The sequence below is a fragment of the Brevundimonas sp. FV1ye7S genome, from assembly GCF_058680995.1.
This window is the reverse complement of the sequence record NZ_CM178726.1, coordinates 993251-1011612: the sequence shown is the minus strand read 5'-3', so window position 1 is coordinate 1011612 and position 18362 is coordinate 993251. Positions and strand designations below refer to the sequence as shown.

General features: G+C 66.6%; 17 protein-coding genes. 9 read left to right on the top strand and 8 right to left on the bottom strand.

All coding sequences use genetic code 11. From position 1 onward, the window contains the following. The first annotated feature begins 48 nt into the window (after window positions 1-48). The 3 genes from xth (at window position 49) to ACW18C_RS04830 (ending at window position 2360) form a co-directional block, all read left to right on the top strand. A complete protein-coding gene (gene xth, locus ACW18C_RS04840) occupies window positions 49-846 on the top strand; it encodes an exodeoxyribonuclease III (protein ID WP_492073118.1) in 798 nt (265 codons plus the stop codon). A gap of 3 nt (window positions 847-849) precedes the next feature. After that, window positions 850-1365, top strand: coding sequence for a hypothetical protein (locus ACW18C_RS04835; RefSeq protein WP_492073117.1), 516 nt, complete (start codon window positions 850-852; stop codon window positions 1363-1365). An 89-nt stretch (window positions 1366-1454) separates the two neighbouring features. Further along, window positions 1455-2360 carry a cobalamin biosynthesis protein CbiG gene (locus ACW18C_RS04830; protein ID WP_492073115.1) on the top strand — a complete coding sequence of 302 codons (906 nt, stop codon included), beginning with the start codon at window positions 1455-1457 and terminating at the stop codon, window positions 2358-2360. A 51-nt stretch (window positions 2361-2411) separates the two neighbouring features. Here the strand turns inward: ACW18C_RS04830 and ACW18C_RS04825 are convergent, their stop codons facing one another. Together ACW18C_RS04825 and ACW18C_RS04820 are read right to left on the bottom strand one after the other, a co-directional pair. Then, window positions 2412-3590: a carboxynorspermidine decarboxylase gene (locus ACW18C_RS04825; RefSeq protein WP_492073112.1), complete on the bottom strand. Its 1179-nt coding sequence runs from the start codon at window positions 3588-3590 to the stop codon at window positions 2412-2414. Window positions 3591-3600: 10 nt separating this feature from the next. Next, window positions 3601-4806, bottom strand: coding sequence for a saccharopine dehydrogenase family protein (locus ACW18C_RS04820; protein WP_492073111.1), 1206 nt, complete (start codon window positions 4804-4806; stop codon window positions 3601-3603). 506 nt (window positions 4807-5312) lie between these two features. On the opposite strand from ACW18C_RS04820, the gene ACW18C_RS04815 reads away from it, so the two are divergent. Beyond that, window positions 5313-7106 (top strand): ATP-binding protein, encoded by a 1794-nt coding sequence (locus tag ACW18C_RS04815; protein WP_492073110.1) that lies wholly within the window; start codon window positions 5313-5315, stop codon window positions 7104-7106. A gap of 98 nt (window positions 7107-7204) precedes the next feature. Here ACW18C_RS04815 and recN read toward each other — a convergent pair whose 3' ends face one another. Both recN and ACW18C_RS04805 read right to left on the bottom strand, forming a co-directional pair. Then, the gene (recN, locus tag ACW18C_RS04810; protein ID WP_492073108.1) at window positions 7205-8902 is read right to left on the bottom strand and encodes a DNA repair protein RecN; all 1698 of its coding nucleotides are present in this window, start codon (window positions 8900-8902) and stop codon (window positions 7205-7207) included. Between the two features lie 97 nt (window positions 8903-8999). Then, window positions 9000-9854 carry an outer membrane protein assembly factor BamD gene (locus ACW18C_RS04805; RefSeq protein WP_008262322.1) on the bottom strand — a complete coding sequence of 285 codons (855 nt, stop codon included), beginning with the start codon at window positions 9852-9854 and terminating at the stop codon, window positions 9000-9002. 191 nt (window positions 9855-10045) lie between these two features. Between ACW18C_RS04805 and ACW18C_RS04800 the strand changes: the two genes are divergently transcribed. Beyond that, window positions 10046-10981: a ribose-phosphate pyrophosphokinase gene (locus ACW18C_RS04800; RefSeq protein WP_008261436.1), complete on the top strand. Its 936-nt coding sequence runs from the start codon at window positions 10046-10048 to the stop codon at window positions 10979-10981. A gap of 84 nt (window positions 10982-11065) precedes the next feature. Beyond that, a complete protein-coding gene (locus ACW18C_RS04795) occupies window positions 11066-12166 on the top strand; it encodes a hypothetical protein (RefSeq protein WP_291751480.1) in 1101 nt (366 codons plus the stop codon). 67 nt (window positions 12167-12233) lie between these two features. On the opposite strand, the gene ACW18C_RS04790 is transcribed toward ACW18C_RS04795, so the two are convergent. Then, entirely contained in the window at window positions 12234-12443 is a 210-nt protein-coding gene (locus tag ACW18C_RS04790) for a hypothetical protein (RefSeq protein ID WP_008262023.1), read from the bottom strand. A 47-nt stretch (window positions 12444-12490) separates the two neighbouring features. Continuing rightward, window positions 12491-13771, bottom strand: coding sequence for an isocitrate lyase (gene aceA, locus ACW18C_RS04785; RefSeq protein ID WP_492073104.1), 1281 nt, complete (start codon window positions 13769-13771; stop codon window positions 12491-12493). Window positions 13772-13927: 156 nt separating this feature from the next. Here aceA and ACW18C_RS04780 point away from each other — a divergent pair, with 156 nt between their 5' ends. The 3 genes from ACW18C_RS04780 to ACW18C_RS04770 are packed head-to-tail and all read left to right on the top strand — an operon-like array spanning window position 13928 to window position 15885. Further along, window positions 13928-15358 carry a helix-turn-helix domain-containing protein gene (locus ACW18C_RS04780; RefSeq protein ID WP_492073103.1) on the top strand — a complete coding sequence of 477 codons (1431 nt, stop codon included), beginning with the start codon at window positions 13928-13930 and terminating at the stop codon, window positions 15356-15358. 36 nt (window positions 15359-15394) lie between these two features. Then, complete coding sequence (locus ACW18C_RS04775) at window positions 15395-15718, top strand: hypothetical protein (protein ID WP_492073102.1); 324 nt, start codon at window positions 15395-15397, stop codon at window positions 15716-15718. Then, window positions 15664-15885, top strand: a complete 222-nt coding sequence (locus ACW18C_RS04770; protein WP_492073100.1) for a type II toxin-antitoxin system RelE/ParE family toxin — start codon at window positions 15664-15666, stop codon at window positions 15883-15885. Before ACW18C_RS04775 ends, ACW18C_RS04770 begins: the two co-directional genes overlap by 55 nt. A 106-nt stretch (window positions 15886-15991) precedes the next feature. Here the strand turns inward: ACW18C_RS04770 and ACW18C_RS04765 are convergent, their stop codons facing one another. Beyond that, window positions 15992-16822, bottom strand: a complete 831-nt coding sequence (locus ACW18C_RS04765; protein ID WP_008261966.1) for a universal stress protein — start codon at window positions 16820-16822, stop codon at window positions 15992-15994. Between the two features lie 71 nt (window positions 16823-16893). Next, window positions 16894-18342: a hypothetical protein gene (locus ACW18C_RS04760; RefSeq protein WP_492073096.1), complete on the bottom strand. Its 1449-nt coding sequence runs from the start codon at window positions 18340-18342 to the stop codon at window positions 16894-16896. Window positions 18343-18362: the final 20 nt, after the last annotated feature.

The following is an 18362-nucleotide window of genomic DNA, read 5'->3' as shown; positions in this document are numbered from 1 at the left end:
TTGCGTCGCCTCTTTTCCGAAACCGAGACGCGCCCTACCGTCGCCGTCATGCGCATCGCCACCTGGAACGTGAACTCGGTCAACGCCCGCCTGCCCACCGTGCTGGCCTGGCTGGAGCAGGCCGCCCCCGACGTCGCCTGTTTCCAGGAGATCAAATGCGTGGACGAGAAATTCCCGCGCGAGGCCTTCGAGAGCCTGGGCTATAATGTCGAGACCCACGGCCAGAAGAGCTACAACGGCGTGGCCCTGCTGTCGAAATACCCGCTGTCGGACATCCGGCGCGGCCTGCCCGGCGACGAGACCGATGAACAGGCCCGCTATCTGGAAGCCGTGATCGAGGCGCCCCGGCCGCTCCGGGTGGCGTCCATCTATCTGCCCAACGGCAATCCGATCGGGACCGAGAAGTTCGATTACAAGCTGGCCTGGTTCGAGCGGCTGAACCGCCACGCCCGCGGCCTGCTGGCCTTCGAGGAGCCGCTGGCCCTGTGCGGCGACTATAACGTCATTCCCGAGCCGGAAGACGCCAAGAACCCCGCCGCCTGGACCGACGACGCCCTGTTCCAGCCCCAGAGCCGACAGGCGTTCCGCGCGTTGAAGAATCTGGGCCTAGCCGACGCCCACGAGGTCGGCGGCGAACCGGCCGGGACCTACAGCTTCTGGGACTATCAGGCCGGCGCCTGGCAAAGGAACCACGGCATCCGCATCGACTTCGCCCTCCTCTCGCCCCAGGCGGCGGACCGTCTGCGCGGGATCGAGACCCATCGCGACGCGCGCGACATGGACAAGCCCAGCGACCATGTGCCGGTGGTGGTCGATATCGACCTGTCGGCCGGGACGGAGGTCTGAGCCATGGCCGAGGTCGTGCGGGTGATCCTGCTGATCGCCTTGGCGGCGGCCCTGCTGACGACCCTGGCCCTGGCCCTGTCCTGGTGGATGGAGCCGCCGCGCCGCATCCGCCGCGCCTTGCTGAAGGCCCTGGGCGCTCCGCCCGAGGTCGAGGCCGTTTCGCCCCGCGAGGGCCGGGCCTGCGCCCTGAACTTCGACATCGAACAGGTTGTCGTGCTTTGGGCCAACGGCGCCCACGGCCTGGCCTACGCCTTCGAGGAGGTCGAGGGCGGCGAAATCATCGTCGACGGTCATGTGGTCGCCCGCATCCGGCGCGGCGAGGCGCGCAAGGCGCTGGACGTGCTGGCGCCCGACGCCGAACAGGTGGTGCTGCGGCTGATGTTCGCGGACGCCCGCCATCCCGAGTTCGAGCTGGCCCTGTGGGACGCCGCCCTGGCAGGCGGGACCGGTTCGCCCGGTGAGGCGCTACGGCTGGGCCGACGCTGGCTGTCGCACCTGGAAGCCCTGCTGAAGGGCTGACGGGCCCCCATCGCCCCTTCCGATTGAGCGGCGAGAGGTCTAGAAACCCCGCTCATTCCTATCGACACGCCTTTTTACGGGAGGCCGCCTTGGCCCGCCTATTCGACGCCTATGTCGTCGCCGACTGGACCGCCGCCGAAACCAAGAAACTCGGCGACACCTCGCTGTGGATCGGGGTGGCGAAGCGCGACGTGCGGTTCCGCCTCTATACCGAGACGCACAATGTCGCCACGCGGGCCGAGGGTGAGGCCCTGCTGGCCTCGATCCTGGCGGATCACAGGAAGCGCGGCGACCGGGTTCTGGTCGGGCTGGACTTCAACTTCGGCTATCCGGTCGGCACGGCCGCGCGGCTGAAGCTGGACGGAACTCCTTGGCAGGCCATGTGGAAATTCATCGCGTCCAATGTCGTGGACAAGGCCGATAATACGAACAACCGCTACCAGGTGGCGGCCAAGATGAACCGGCTGATGACGGACGAGGCCTGGCCGCTGTGGGGGGCGCCGGCGAAACAGGCGCAGCGCTGGCTGACGACCACCAAGCCGCCCGCAGGCGCGGGCGCCGACATCCCCGAGTTCCGGGCGACCGAGAATGCGGCGCGCAAAGGCAGGCTGCAGCCCAAGAGCGTGTGGCAGATGCACGGCGCCGGCGCCGTGGGCGGTCAGACCCTGGTGGGAATCCCGGCTGTGCGTAGACTGTTGGAAAGCCTGGGGTCTTCGGGCGCCGTCTGGCCGTTCGGCACCGGCTGGCGCGCCCTTAGCCCTGAGGACGTCGAGCCCCTGTCGGCCCTGGTGGTCGAGGTCTGGCCGTCCATGTTCGACGGCAAGCCCAACGAGGGCGAGTTCAAGGATCAGGCCCAGGTCCGCTCCACCGCCGAGGCCCTAGCCCACATGGACGAGGCCGGCGACCTGGCCAAGGCCTTCGGTCCGCCCAAGGACGCCACGCCCGAACTGATCGCTCAGGTCGAGCAGGAGGAAGGCTGGATTCTGGGGGTCTGAACCTGGAGAAAACCTCGACAAATTCTGGAGAATTTGTCGAGGTTCTCGATATCAGGACAGGCGGTCGCGGAACTCGGAATAGTCGAATTCGCGGACCAGCTTCAGCGCGTCAGTGTCGCTGTTCCACAGGGCGATGGCCGGCAGCGGCACCCCGTTGAAGGTGTTGGTCTTCACCATCGAATAGTGGGCCTGGTCCAGGAAGGCGATGCGGGTTCCGGCGGTCGGCGCAGTGGCGAAGCCATAGTCGCCGATGATGTCGCCCGCGAGGCACGAAGGACCGCCCAAGCGATAGGTCACGCCCGCCTCGGCCTCGTTCAGCATGGCTGGGCGATAGGGCGCCTCGATCACATCGGGCATGTGGCAGGTCGCCGAGATGTCGGTGATGGCGATGGGCAGGCCGTTGTGGAAGGTGTCCAGCACCTCGCCCACCAATATGCCGGCGTCCAGCGCAATGGCCTCGCCCGGCTCAATATAGACCTGAAGCCCGTAGCGCTCGCCCAACTCCTTCAGGAAGCCGACCAGGGCGTCGATGCGGTAGTCGGCGCGAGTGACGTGATGGCCGCCGCCCAGGTTGATCCACTTCAGGTCAGCCAGCAGAGGCGCCAGCTTCGGCTCCACCGCAGCCCAGATCCGCTCCAGCGGCTCGAACCCCTGTTCGCACAGGGCGTGGATGTGCAGGCCGTCGACGCCCTGCAAATGCTCGGGCGTCAGTTGCGACACCGGAAAGCCCAGGCGCGAGCCCAGCTGGCAGGGGTCGTATTTGGCGACCTCGCCCTCCGAATGCTCGGGGTTCAGCCGCAGGCCGATATCGAACACCTGGCCCTCGGCGCGGGCGGCGGCGATCAGGTCGGCGAAACGGGCGATCTGGTCCGGGGCGTTGAAGATGACCGTGTCCGACAGACGCAGGATCTCGGGCAGGTCGGCGGGCTTGTAGGCCGGGGAATAGGTGGTCAGGTGGCCGTGATAGAACTCCCGCGCCAGCCGCGCCTCCCACAGGCCCGAGGCGCAGACGCCGTCGAGGTATTCCCCGACGACGTCGGCCAGCGACCACATGGAGAAGGCCTTCAGGGCCAGCAGGACCCGGGCGTTGCCGCGCGTCCCGACGTCCTGAAGGACCGACAGGTTGCGGCGCACCGCGACCTCGTCGACCACGAAGGCGGGCGACGGGACGCGGTTCAGATCGAACCGAGCGAAGGCGCCCGGTCCGCCGGCCTGGGTCTGCATGACCATGGGCGTATCCTCAGAAGTCCAGCGGAGCGGGCAGTTCCTCGACCGTCCACGGCAGACCGTGCTTGTTCAGCATGTCCATAAAGGGATCGGGGTTCAGTTGTTCAATGTTGAACACCCCCTCGCCCTTCCACTGGCCGGTCAGCATCAGGGCCGCGCCGATCATGGCGGGGACGCCGGTGGTGTAGCTGACGGCCTGGTTGCCGGTCTCGGCATAGGCTTCCTGGTGGTCGCAGATGTTCTTGACGTAGACCGTCTTGGCCGAACCATCCTTCAGACCGGTGGCGATGGTGCCGATATTGGTCTTGCCCTTGGTGATCGGACCCAGCGACGAAGGTTCCGGCAGCAGGGCCTTCAGGAACTCGATCGGGATGATCTCGCGGCCCTGGAACATCATCGGCTCGATCGAGGTCATGCCGATATTCTCCAGCACTTCCAGATGCTTGAGGTAGGAGTCACCGAAGGTCATCCAGAAGCGGATACGCTTGATTTCCGGATAGAATTTGGCAAGCGACTCCAGTTCCTCATGATACATGAGGTACATGTTCTTGGGCCCCACGCCCTCGAAGTCGAAGGTCTGTTTGTGGCTCAGGGCCGGGCCCTCGACCCACTGGCCGTCGGCCCAGTGACGCGACGGGGCGGTGACCTCGCGCAGATTGATCTCGGGGTTGAAGTTGGTCGCGAACGGCAAGCCGGTGTCGCCGCCGTTGCAGTCCAGGATGTCGAGCGTCTCGATCGAATCCAGCAGATGCTTCTTCGTATAGGTGGTGAAGACCGAGGTCACGCCGGGGTCGAAGCCCGAGCCCAGCAGGGCCATCAGCCCGGCTTCCTTGAAGCGGTCCTGATAGGCCCACTGCCATTTGTATTCGAACTTGGCCTCGTCGCGCGGCTCGTAGTTGGCGGTGTCGAGATAGTTGACCCCGGCCGCCAGGCAGGCGTCCATGATGGCCAGGTCCTGGTACGGCAGGGCCAGGTTGACGACCAGGGCGGGCTTGACCGCCTGGATCAGGGCCGTGGTCGCCGCCACGTCGTCGGCGTCGATCGCCGCCGTGTCGATAGTCACGCCAAAGCGCGACTTGACGGATTCGGCGATGGCGTCGCACTTGGACTTGGTGCGGCTCGCCAGAGTGATGTGCGAGAAGATGTCCGCATTCATCGCCATCTTGTGGACCGCGACGGAACTGACGCCGCCGGCGCCAATGACCAGCACCCTGCTCATGTGTGCTTCTCCTGAAGACTGAAATGCTCTGGCGACATCGCCGCCCGTATAAAGGGTGCGGCTCTTAGCACGATGATGACAGGACCGCTAACCCGCGCGGAATTGATGTCGAGGCCGTCTCCCCCGGACGAGGCCCACGGCGGCGGAGACGAAAAAACAGGGTGTAGATAGCGCACTTTGGCCGAGGCGCCGTTCCGGCGATTGCACGTGCACAGGCGAAACGGCGCCATGTGCAAAAGGGTGCGATAGACGAGCTTCACGTTTTTCAAAGACCGGCGGGGATTATACGGCGGGTTTGAAGCGTATCAGGTTGATTGGGTATTCCGGTCCTCACGCGCTTGAAATCCGACGATATCCTTTCGGGAACTCGGGCGGCATTTTCGAAGCTCTTGCTCAAGCCAATGCCGACTTGCGGCCAACAGCGGAAATTGAGTCCTCGCTGCAGAGCAGACGTTCAGGTGGCCGAGCCACAGCCAAGCCATTCGACCACAATAGCTTGAGAAGCCGTGATTACGCTGAAGGATCAGGAGTATTCCGCGCGAAGATTAATCCGTTCAGACAATAGCGCCTTGTACTGGTCGGCAATCGTCAGTCACCGAGAACGCGTGATTGAGATGTCGAATCGGAACGCGCTTATGGCGCTGGTCTATGCCGCCGACGGGCTGTGCAAACAGGCTTCTCCGTGCGACGATCACCTGATGGAGGCGGCAAGTTTGACAGCGGAGAGCCAGCGTCTGGCGATGCTTCAGTCCCTCGGGCTCGTCCCGGGCCAGCGTGATCCAAGCCTCCAGGTTCTTGCTGCGCTAGCCGCCGACGTCGCCGAATCCGCCGTGGGGTTAGTCAGCCTCGTCGAACGCACATGCATCTATGTCGTGGGCGGGGCTGGGTTCGACAGTGATTTCATAGCTCCCGCCGATAGCTTTTGCAGCCACGCGGTGTTGAACCCGGCAAGCGTGTCGTGGGTGTCCGATGCGTTGGCGGACCCACAGTTTCGCAATAGTCGTTACGTCACGGGGGAGCCCTACATCCGCTTCTACGCCGGGGTTCCGCTGACGGTAAACGGCCAAACCGTGGGCACGCTCAGCGCGCTTGATCCCCGACCGAGAACCTATGACCCACGTCTGGTCTCCAGATTGAAACTCCTGGCGGAAGCGTGCGAAGCCGAACTCACCGAACGTCACCGCACCGCAGCGATGCGTCAGGCCTTGGCCGCTTCTGCAGATGCTCTCATTGATTGCGACGTCGCGGGCCGGGTTGTGGGTTGGTCGGTGGGTGCAGAACGCCTGTTTGGTTTCCCCGCAGAGGAGGCCCTCGGCGCTAATGTGACGATCATCGTTCCTCCAGAGCAGCAGGAAGCGCATCGGCAGGGAATGCTGCGGTGGCAGGAGAGCGGGGCGGCCCGCCTGGGGCGTCGAATTGAACTGCCGGCAAAGCGGCGAGACGGCTCTGATCTCGATATCGAACTTTGGATGTCTGTGTCTCATGAATCCGGAGGGCCTCGAATACATGCCAACATCAGAGACATCTCCGCTCGCAGGGCACAGGCCCGGAATATCGAGCGTGCAGAGGCGCGATCTAGGGAGCTTAGATCTCAGCTGAACCAGGTTTGGCGTTTGAACTCCCTCGGAGAGATGGCGGCGACCCTCTCGCACGAGCTGAACCAGCCGTTAGGGGCCGCCACCACTTACATCCACGCCAGCCAACGTGTCCTTCAGAGAGCCGACCCTATCAGCGCAAGCGCGAGCCAAACCCTCGATCTTGCGAAGGCGCAGCTCTTGCGCGCAGGATCGATCATACGTCGCATGCGGGAATTGCTGTCCCATGACAGTCGCGACCTTCAGGTCGAGCGTGTCTCAGAAATGGTGGGCGATCTGAATGGGATCCTCTCCTTAATTCAGAGCGACGCCGGCGTCGCTCTGGAGATCATCATCGATGAGGACAATGATCACGTCCGCGCTGAACGTATCCAGTTCCAGCAGGCGGTGATCAACTTGGTGCGGAACGCCGCCGAAGCCTTGACTGGACGTTCCGATGGCATAATCCGGGTGGTGGGGAGAGCGATCTCCGACACGATCTTTGAACTCAGCGTCACGGACAACGGTCCTGGCGTGGCGGCTGATCAGATTGAGACGATCTTCAGACCGCTCATGACAACGAAGAGTTCTGGGATGGGGCTCGGCCTATCCGTTACGCGAACCATTGTCGAACGCCACGGGGGATCTCTTGACGTGACGAGCAGCGACCTAGGTGGAGCCGCGTTCACCTTCTGCTTGTCGAGAGCGTGCGAGACAGACGCGTGAGAAATCACTCTGTTTCGTGATCGACGATGACGCCGGGATGATGGACTCTCACTGAAACCGAGGGATCAGGAAGGGAGCAGATCACGCCCCCAACGCCCCTACCCGATCAACGCCCGCGCCGCCGCCCGTGCCTCGTCGGTGATCTCCGCCCCCGACAGCATCCGCGCGATCTCTTCCTGACGCCGCGCGTCGTCCAGGGCCACCACCGTGGTGGTCGTCATCCCCTCGTGGTCGGCCTTCATCACCTTCCAGTGGGCGTGGCCGCGGGCGGCGACCTGGGGGCTGTGGGTGACGACCAGGACCTGGGCGCCGGTGGACAGGCGTTTCAGGCGCGAGCCGACGGCCTCGGCCACGGCGCCGCCGACGCCCTGGTCCACCTCGTCGAAGATCATCACCGGCTGGCGCATGTCCTCGCGGCTGGCCAGGGCGGCCTTCATGGCCAGGGCGAACCGGGCCAGTTCGCCGCCTGACGCAATGGCGTCCAGGGGGCCGAAGTCGGTTCCGGCGTTGGTGGCGATCTGGAAGCGGACGGTCTCGACCCCGTCGGGGCCGCGCCGGCCCTCGATCGGCTCCAGCGCCACGCGGAACCGCGCGCGCTCCAGCTTCAGCGGGCCCAGTTCGCCCATGACGGCGGCGGTCAGGCGGTCGGCCGCCGCCTCGCGCGCCGAGGTCAGGAAGGTGGCGGCCAGGTCGTAGGATTCGGCGGCCTCGGCGGCTTCGCGGCCCGCATTGGCCAGGGCCTCCTCGCCGTCCTCGATCAGGCGCAGCTGTTCGCGCAGGCGGATGCGAAGCGACGGCAGGGCGTCGACCGTGGTGTTCAGCTTGCGGGCGGCGGCGCGAAGGGCGAACAGCCGTTCCTCGGCCTTGTCCAGGCGGCCGGGCTCATAGTCGAAGGCGTCGGCGGCGGCGTCCACGGCGGCGACCGCCTCGGCCGCCTCGACCATGGTGCGGTCGATGGCCTCGACGGCGGCGGACAGTTTGACGATGACCGGATGGTCGCCCTCGGCCCCCGCCTGGCCGGCGCGCTGGCGGGCGTGTTCAACGGCGCGAAGCGCAGCGCCCAGTTTCTGGCTCAGCTTGTCGCCGCCCAGCTGGGTGCGGGCGTCTGCCAGGTCTGCGATGGCTTTTTCGGCGGCGCCCAGCAGGGCGCGTTCGCCGGCCAGTTCCGTCTCCTCGTCGGCGCGAGGGTCCAGGGCGTCCAATTCGGACAGGTTCAGGCTGATCTCGTCCAGACGCGCGGCGGCGTCGGCGGCCTGGGCCTTCAGCTCGGCCAGTTTGGCCTCGGCGGCCTTGAGCTTGGCGGAGGCGGCGGCGACGGCCTGGAGCTGGGGTTGCAGGCCGCCATAGGCGTCCAGCAGGCCCCGGTGGGTGCGCCAGTCCAGCAGGCCGACGGTCTCATGCTGGCCGTGGACCTCAACCAGGGCGGCGCCGATCTCGCGCAGGGCCGTGACCCCGGCGGGCTGGTCGTTGACATAGGCCCGGCTACGGCCGTCGGCGTTCAGCACACGGCGCAGGATCAGGTCCTCGCCCGGCTGGACCTCGAACCCCTTGTCCGCGATCAGGGCCAGCAGGTCCGGGTCGTCGGGGGCGCTGAAGATGGCGGTGGCCACGGCCTGTTTGGCCCCGTGGCGCACCAGGCCGGCGTCGCCGCGCCCGCCCAGGGCCAGACCCAGGGCGTCCAGAATGATCGACTTGCCCGCCCCCGTCTCGCCCGTCAGCACGGTCAGGCCGGTCTCGACGTCGAGATCCAGCACGTCGACCAGGACGACGTCGCGGATGGAAAGGGCGGTCAGCATGGCAGGTGGTCGCCGGTGGAACGAATCAGGATCACGCCGACAGAATCGGGAGATGTGCTGAAATGCACAAGGCTTTCCGGCGACAGTCTTCGGCGGGTCAGCCGGGGATGATCCGCTGCAGCCAGGATTCGCGCTTGGCCTCGGGGGCTTTTTCCGGGGTCTGGCCGTTTTCGGTCAGCAGGGCGTAGGCCTCGGCGTACCAGGGGCTGCCGGGGAAGTTGTAGCCCAGGACGGCGCCGTTGCGGGTCGCCTCTTCCTTCAGGCCCAGCTGCAGATTGACCTCGACCAGGCGGTACAGGGCCTCGGGCGTGTGGGAGGTGCGCTGGAACTCGGGGTTGGCGATGACGGCCTTGTAGCGGTTCAGGGCCGCCAGCGGCTGGTTGGCGCGCTGGTAATAGCGGCCGATGTTCATTTCCTTGCCGGCCAGCTGGTCGTTGACCATGTCGATCTTGACGGCGGCGTCGCTGGCGTAGGGCGTGCCCGGATAGCGGCGAGCCACGTCCTTCAGACCGGCCAGGGCGGCGTTGGCGTAGCCCTGGTCGCGACCCACGTCGGTGATCTGTTCGAAGTTGCAGACCGCCTTCATGTAGAAGGCGTAGGCCGCCGAGGGATTGCCCGGGAACAGGGAGATGAACCGGTCCGAAGCCGCGATGGCGTCCGCGTAATTATTGTTCTGATAGAAGGCGTAGACCTGCATCAGGATCGAGCGGCGCGCCCAGTCCGAATAGGGATGCTGGCGTTCCACCTCCTGGAAATAGTCGACGGCGTCGGCCCAGCGGCGCTGTTCCAGGCGCTGGTAGCCGGTGTTGTACAGGGCCTCGACCGGCCGTTCCTCATAGGCGAGCTTGGGTCGTGCGTTGCCGGCGCAGCCCGCGATTGTCATTGCGGCGGCGGCCGCAGCCATCAGCACCAGGCCGGAACGGATCTTGGAAACGGACAAGGATGACCCCATGACGAGCAAAGACAGACCCTCGGCCTGGCTTCGGAAACGAACGCGGCGTTCTCTAGCACCCACGACCGGACCGCGCCATGCCGACGAAAACTCTCCGCACACGACTTGCCCTGCCCGGCACCGCTGGTAAAGAGCGCGCCAACCGACCGCCGTTCATGGGGGTCGGATGACGGCGAAAGGATGACCAGCCGATGAAGCTGCTCTCAGGCAACTCCAACCGCGGCCTCTCTCAGGCTATCGCCGACCATCTGGACGCCCCCTTGACCAAGGCCCAGGTCAAGCGGTTCGCCGACAATGAGGTCTTCGCTGTGATCGAGGAGAACGTCCGCGGCGAGGACGTCTTCATCCTTCAGTCGACCAGCTATCCGGCCAACGACAATCTGATGGAGCTGCTGATCATCACGGATGCGCTGGTGCGCGCCTCCGCCCGGCGGATCACGGCCGTCATGCCCTATTTCGGCTATGCGCGTCAGGACCGTAAGACCGGCGGCCGCACGCCCATCTCGGCCAAGCTGGTCGCCAATCTGATCACCCGCGCCGGCGCCGACCGGGTGCTGACCATGGATCTGCACGCAGGCCAGATCCAGGGCTTCTTCGACATTCCGACCGACAATCTGGTCGCCACGCCGGTCCTGGCCCAGGACATCCGCGAGAATTATGCGCGCGGCGACGACCTGATGATCGTCTCGCCCGACGTCGGGGGCGTGGTGCGCGCCCGATCGCTGGCCAGCCGCCTGAACGCCGACCTCGCCATCGTCGACAAGCGTCGCCCCAAGGCGGGCGAAAGCGAGGTCATGAACATCATCGGCGACGTCGAGGGCCGAAGCTGCATCCTGTTCGACGACATCGTCGATTCGGGCGGCACCCTGGTGAATGCGGCCAAGGCGTTGATTGATCAGGGCGCCACCGAGGTCTCGGCCTATATCAGCCACGGCGTTCTGTCCGGCCCCGCCGTGCAGCGCATCACCGACGGGCCGCTGAAGGAACTGGTGATCACCGACTCCATCGAACAACCCGATGAAGTGCTGAAGTGCCCGAAAATCCGCAGGGTTTCCGTGGCTCCGCTTATCGGTGAAGCTATCCGGCGGATCGCCAACGAAGAATCCGTGTCGAAGTTGTTCGATTAATCTTCGGCAAACCACTTTCCTCACGTTATAAGCGGCTTCAAGTACACGCCCCGTCCGGGGCCATAGTTCTGTGGACGCGCCCCTATGCCCAAGGCCTTCATGACCCGCGGCCTGTCGATCGCCGCCCTGGCAGCCGCTGTTTTCCTGGCGAGTTGCACCACCAAGGAGCCAGAGGCGCCTCCGCCTCCCCCGCCGCCTCCGCCGCCGGTTTCGCTGAACGAGGGCGTGGCCCAGGCGGCCTCGATCTATGTCGCCTTCCTGCGGGAGGCCGAGACCATCCAGCCCGGCGGCTTCCCGGACGCCGAATCCATCCAGGCCGCCATCCGCAAGGGCGCCTCGTATGAGCCGGCCCAGTTGTCGCGCGGCCTGATCGCCTACGGCTCGATCATCGCGCTTCAGTCGCCCGAGTTCGTGGCCGGGGTGCGCCAGTTCGCCGCCGATCCCGTCCAGCGCCAGCAGATGATCGCCCAGATCGTCGCCGATCCGGCCTATGCCGCCACCCTGCCCGGCGCCGACGCTGCGGCGGGCCTGATCACCGCCACCATCGGCAAGGACGCCGTCGCGATGCGCGCCATCGCCGAGGCCGTCGAGGCCGACGCCTATACGGTTCAGGAACGCAACGATCCGCGCCGTCGCTGGGCCGTCACCCACGTGCCCAACCGCGAAGTTCGGCTGGAGGGCGCCAAGACCCTGTCGGCGGCGACCATGCTGCCTTCCGGCGATGAATCGAGCCGTCTGTTCACGGCCGCCAACACCGGCCAGGGTCTGTCGGTCGAGGCGTCGCGCAAGGCGCCGCCCTATACGCCGGCCCTGACGCGGTCGCTGGCCATCGCCGCCCTGGCCGCTCTCGGGGCCGCCGGCGACGAGGCCCGGGCCAATACCGACGCCCTGGTGGTCGAGACGAACAGCGAATTCTGCCTGAACATGTCCAAACTGATGCTGTTCCAGTGCCTGGCCGCCTCGCGCCCCGCCTATGAGGACATGTTCTGCCTGGGCCGTCACGTCGCACGCGACCTGGCCACCTGCACCACCCAGGCGGTGCTCACGACCTCGATCACGGTCGGCGATCCCGAAGAAACCAGCACGCCCCCCGCCGCGGTTTCGCCGGTTTCGGTCACCCTGACGCAGACGCCCGCGCCGTCGCCGACGGCCTCGCTGAACACCTCGCCCTCTTCGTCGCGCTAAACCCGTTCAGACGGACGAAGGCCCGCCCCGAGCGATCGGAGCGGGCCTTTTCCTTGCGCGGGACGGCTTATTCGTAGCCGTGCGCGGCCTCGTTGATCACCTGGGACGGCATGGACGAGAAGTCCACGGCGATCGGCTTGGCGACCTTGGCCTGATAGGTTCGAAGCACATGGGTCATGCGACGGCGCACCTCGCGTTCGGCCTCGGTGCCTGTGTCGAGCGCCAGGGGCGCCAGGCAGAAGTCGATGATGGCTTCGGTTCGGGTCAGCGGTTCCATGGAGGTTCCTTTCCTTAAGCTGAGGGGGCCTTAAGCTGAGGGGGGCCTTAAGCCGCGTGGGTGAACTGGGCGGTCTCGGTCGAGTCCTTCAGCGCTGTCGTCGAGGACGTGCCGTTGGAGATGACCGTGGCGACCTGGTCGAAATAGCCGGTGCCGACTTCGCGCTGGTGACGCGTGGCGGTGTAGCCGATGGCCTCGTTGGCGAACTCGCGCTGCTGCAGTTCGGAATAGGCCGCCATGCCGCGATCGCGATAGCCGTCCGCCAGCTCGAACATCGAGTTGTTCAGGGCGTGGAAGCCGGCCAGGGTCACGAACTGGAACTTGTAGCCCATGGCCCCCAGCTCGCGCTGGAACTTGGCGATGGTGGCGTCGTCCAGCTTGGCCTTCCAGTTGAAGGAGGGCGAGCAGTTGTAGGCCATCAGCTTGCCGGGGTGCTTCTTCTGCACGGCCTCGGCGAACTTCTTCGCGTCGTCCAGGTCCGGGTGCGAGGTCTCCCACCACAGCAGGTCGGCGATGTTGGCGTAAGACAGGCCGCGCGCGATGCAATGATCCAGACCCGTGCCTTCCTTCAGTCGGAAGAAGCCCTCGGGGGTGCGGTTGTCGCGGTCGATGAAGGGCTGATCACGCTCATCGATGTCCGAGGTGATCAACTGGGCGCTTTCGGCGTCAGTGCGGGCGACCGTGATGGTCGGCGTGCCCATGACGTCGGCGGCCAGACGGGCGGCGACCAGATTGCGCTCATGCGCCTGGGTCGGGATCAGCACCTTGCCGCCCAGGTGACCGCACTTCTTCTCCGACGCCAGTTGGTCCTCGAAGTGGACGCCGGCGGCGCCCGCCTCGATGAAGGCCTTCATGATCTCGAAGCTGTTCAGCGGGCCGCCGAAGCCGGCTTCCGCATCGGCGACGATCGGGGCGAACCAGTCGCGCTTGGCGCCGCCCTCGGCGTGCTCGATCTGGTCGGCGCGCTGCAGGGTGCGGTTGATGCGGCGGCACAGTTCCGGCGCGGCGTTGGCCGGGTACAGCGACTGGTCCGGATACATGGCCGAAGCGGTGTTGGCGTCGGCCGCGACCTGCCAGCCTGACAGATAGATGGCCTTCAGACCGGCGCGGACCATCTGCATGGCCTGGTTGCCGGTGACGGCGCCCAAGGCGTTGATGAAGGGCTCGTCGTGCAGCAACTGCCACAGACGGTTGGCGCCGCGCTCGGCCAGGGTGTGGGTGATCGGCACGGAGCCGCGCAGGCGCAGAACGTCCTCAGGGGTATAGGGACGCTCGATGCCGTCGAAACGGCCGGCGGGCGAAGGAACCAGGTCGGCGAAGGTGGTCATGGTCGAACTCGGTCTCTGAATGGCGCGGCCGCAGCCGCCGTCTCGGAGACAAGAACACGCAGAAGTCACGAATGACACAGTGCCTAAGCCCGTATTGATGTCAGTTTGTCATATCATGACTTTGCATAGTCAGTCATAATGTGACATTCTCCGACCATGGAAATCGCCGCTGATCGCAAGCTTTTCCTCGGCGCCCGGCTGAAGCGGCTGCGGCGCGACCTGGCTCTGACTCAGACGGCCATGGCGGCCGACCTGGGCGTTTCGCCCAGCTATCTCAACCACATAGAACGCAATCAGCGGCCCGTTTCGGCCCAGCTGCTGCTGCGATTGGCTGAGACCTATGACGTCGATCTGCGCAGCCTGAACCAGGGCGGGGCGGCGGACGAGGCGCGGCTGGGCGAGGTTCTGACCGACCCTCTGTTCGCGGGCCTGTCCCTGCCCCGTCACGAACTGGTGCAGTTGCTGGAAGAGGCGCCCGGCGTCGCGGACGCCATGCTGCGCCTGTACCAGGCCTTTGACGACGGCCGCGCCCGGGCCCGCGCCGCCGCCGAGAACGGCGAAGGCCTGGTGGACACCAGCCCGGCCGAATGGGTGCGCGAATATATCCAGTCGCGCGGCAACCACTTCCCCGAACTGGACCAGATGGGCGAGGCCCTGGCCGAGGCCCTGGCGGCCGAGGCGCCGGCCCACGCCGACGGTTTCGAACCTGCCGCGCGCCAGCGGCTGGCGGCGAAACACGATCTGGGCGTCCGCACCCTGCCGGCCGAGGTCATGGTGGAATGGACCCGCCGCTACGACCTGCACCGCCGCCGCCTGCTGCTGTCCGAGGCCCTGGGCCCGTCGTCGCGCGCCTTCGCCATCGCCTATCAACTGGCCCTGGCCGAGCAGGGCCCTGCCCTGAACGCCATGGTCCAGGCTGCGAACGCCCCGGACGGCCCGACGCGATCCCTGCTGAAGGTGGCCCTGACCAATACCCTCGCCGCCGCGATCCTGATGCCCTATGCCGCCTTCCAGCGCACGGCGGAAGAGACCGGATATGATCTGGCGCGGCTCCAGGCCCGGTTCGGGGTCAGCTATGAACAGGCGGCGCATCGGCTGACAACCCTGTCGCGGCCGACGGCGCGGGGCGTGCCCTTCTTCCTGATGCGGGTCGATCAGGCGGGCAATATCTCCAAACGCTATGCCGCCGGCGCCTTTCCCTTCTCCCGCTTCGGCGGCGCCTGCCCGCGCTGGCGGCTGCACTCGGCCTTCCGTACGCCGGGCCGGATCATCACCCAGATCATCGAGACGCCGGATGGCGGGCGCTGGTTCACCTTCGCCCGCACGGTCGAACGCCAGGGCCAGGACGGCTATGGCGACGCCCACGATCTGGCCGTCGGCCTGGGCTGCGAACTGCGCCACGCCCCCCGTCTGGCCTACGCCCACGGCCTGGATCTGGAACGGCCCGAGGTCACGCCCATCGGCCCGGCCTGCCGCCTGTGCCACCGCCATCCCTGCGCCGAACGCGCTGCGGCGCCCATCGACCGGCCGCTGGCCGTGGACGACTGGTCCAAATCGGTCAGCCCGTACCCGTTCGCGGCGATGTGAGTTCACAACTACTCATAGTTGTGAGATGATGCGGTTATGGCCGATCATGTCCTGACCCTGCCCCTGACCGACGAGGCGCTTGAGCGGCTCAAGGCCGCCGCGCATGCGGCGGGCATGACGTCGGAAGCCTATACTGCCGCTGTCCTGGACAGGGCGCTTACAGAGAATTTATGTGGCGTCAGAGAAGACCAAGTTGCTTTCGAAGCGGGGCTGACCGGGCTTTACGCCGCGCCTCCAGAGGGTCCGACCGCGGCGGAAGCTCTGGCCGAATATGATCGCACGGGCGTCCACGAAACCTTCGAGGAATGGTCGACGGCGTTCGAAACGGACCTGAAAGCGCGCCTCGACGCCCGACGGTGAAACTCCGCTTCTCGGAACAGGCGGTTCGTGACAGGCGACGCCTCGCCGCCTTTCTGGCCGAGCGCAATCCACGCGCCGCCCTGCGCGCGTTTCGGGCAATCACCCAATCCGTATCCCTTCTACCCCGCACGCCGTTCATGGGACGGAAAAAAGAAGATCACCGCTAGCTTTACATCCGCTTCGGCGACAGCGGCTACGTCGTCCAATACCGCGTCGATGCGGACGTCGTCGTGGTCGCCCGCATCTTCCATGCGCGAGAAGACCGCTGAAGCGTCAATGGCTCAGCAGCAGCCAGGACTGGCTGCGGTTCAGCAGGGCCTGGGTGACGCCGCCCAACACCCATTCCCGCATCCGGGAATGGCCCCAGGCGCCGGCGACGATCAGATTGGCGCCGGTCTGTTCAACGAGGGCCAGGATGCGGTCGCCGGCGGGGCGTTCGTCGCGCACCTTGGCCTCGCTTTCGGCGACGACGCCGTGGCGGCGCAGCCAGGCGGCGACGTCGGCGACCCGCGCCGCGGCGGCGGCCGCGTCGGCCGACGCGCAGATCTCGACCACCTTGACCTCGCGGGCCTGTTTCATCAGCGGCAAGGCGGCGGCGACGGCGCGCTGAGCCTCGCGCCCTTCCTTCCACGCCACCAGGACGACCCCGTCGACCGGCGCGGCCGAGGCCCGGGGCGGCGCGACCAGGACAGGCCGGCCGATGTTCATGATCAGGTCGCCCGCGTCCGGCGCACGATAGGGCAGACGCCCGGCGTCACGCCCCACCAGGATCAGGTCGGCGGCCCGCGCATGGCGTGCGACACAGGAGGCGGGATAGCCCGTCTCCGCCCGCCATTCGTGATCTATGCCGGTGTCCTTCATGGCTTCGAGGAAACGGGCCTTGGCGGCGGACAGTTCGCCGTCGGCCTGGTCCCGGCGCAGGGCCAGGATTTCACCGGCCATTCCCCCGGCGACATAGGCGTCGACCAGCGGCGGCTCGGGCTCGCTGACGGAGATCCCGATCAGGGTCGCGTCGTGAATGGCGGCGAGATCGCGCGCGAAACCGATCCGCGCGACATTGTCGGCCTCGTCATCCACATAGACCATCAGGCTCGCATAGGTCATGGCGGTGCTCCTTGTTGCCGGAGTCTGGATGCGCCCTTCGGCCCCGTCCCGCCTTGATCCGCGTCAAACCGTCAGATCAGGATCACCCGGCCGTTGTCGAGGCGGAAGGCGACGCCGGTGCGCTGGAACAGACGGGCGATGACAGCGGAAGGATTGGCGACGCCCTTGTCCAGCATGGTCGAGATATCGTTGGCCAGGGTGGGGTCGCGCGACAGGCGGGTCAGGGCGCCCAGCCATTCGTCGCGGCTCAGCACCCCGTCGTCATTGTCGCGGCGCTGAAAATCGGCGACCACGTCGAAGAAGTCGCCGCCGCCCGCGCGTCGTTCCGCCGCTTCGATGACCAGGCCCCAGACGGCGCCGCAGGCGTAGTAGGCGCGGTTGTCGCCCCGGTCGCCGGCCGAGGCCACGGGCTTGCCCGCCGCCAGGGTGATGCAATCATCCACCTCGCGCTGCAGTTCGGCCCGGTCGTCATAGGCGGGGTCCATGGCCTTCAGGGCCCGCACCGCCATCAAGTCGGCCCCGCCCTCGGTGATCCAGGCCTCGCGGGCGTACTGGTATTTCAGCCCCTGAGAGCCCAGCCAGAAATGCGCCGCTTCGTGACCGATGAACCAGTGGGCGCGGGCCAGGGCCTGGGCGTCGGGGGCCAGCACCCCCTCCCCTTCGAAATTCATCGAGATCAGACCCGGCAGAACGCTGCCGCCCATGCTGGACAGGGATCTGGTCGGGCCGGTCCAGCTGACCATCAGGGTCGGCGCCTCGCCCTGAGCCCGACCCAGGCGCTCGGCGTAATAGGCCATGACGCGGGGTGTGAAGCCGGCCAGTTCATCGCCCAGCCAGCGCGGCAGACCGGGATCGATGACGGTGGTGATCCCTTCGCCCCGGCGGGTCGTGGCGTCGCCGAACAGGACATAGGTCTGGGCGTCAACGGCCGTGACCTGGGGCGCGCGTTCGCCCTTGAACAGCACCGGGCCGGCGCGGTCACGCCAGGTCACGCTGGCCGGACCGCCGGGCACATCGACGCCGTTCAGGTCGCGCGGCAGGGCGCGGGCGGCGGCGGCGGACTCCAGCGGGATGACGTCGAACTGACCGGAGAACAGCGCCACCGTGCCGTCCGAGAACACCAGGGCCGGATCATACTCCGCCTCCAGATCGCCGGGGCGCGGCGTCATGGCGATGCGGACATTGCGCGGCACAGGGCCGCCGTCGGTCGAGCGCAGCACGTCGTAATCGCCGATCCGCTCCAGCATGACGCCCGGCGTCTCCACCCGCCACCAGGCCGGCCGCCACGGCTGGCGGCTCTCGCGCAGCAGGGCCGAGCGGAAGAAGGCCCAGGCCGGGGCGTCACGATCCAGCACATACTCCGCCGTCCAGCGATCGCCGTTGCGTTCGACCGACACGTCGACGCGGCCGTCTCCGGCCATGCTCTGGTCTTGCGACGCGACGACGGCGGGCGAAGCGCAGGCCGCAACGGTCGAAAAGCCGACAAGGGCGGCGCATATGAGGGCCGTCTTCAGACGCATGAAGTTCTCCAACAGGTCAG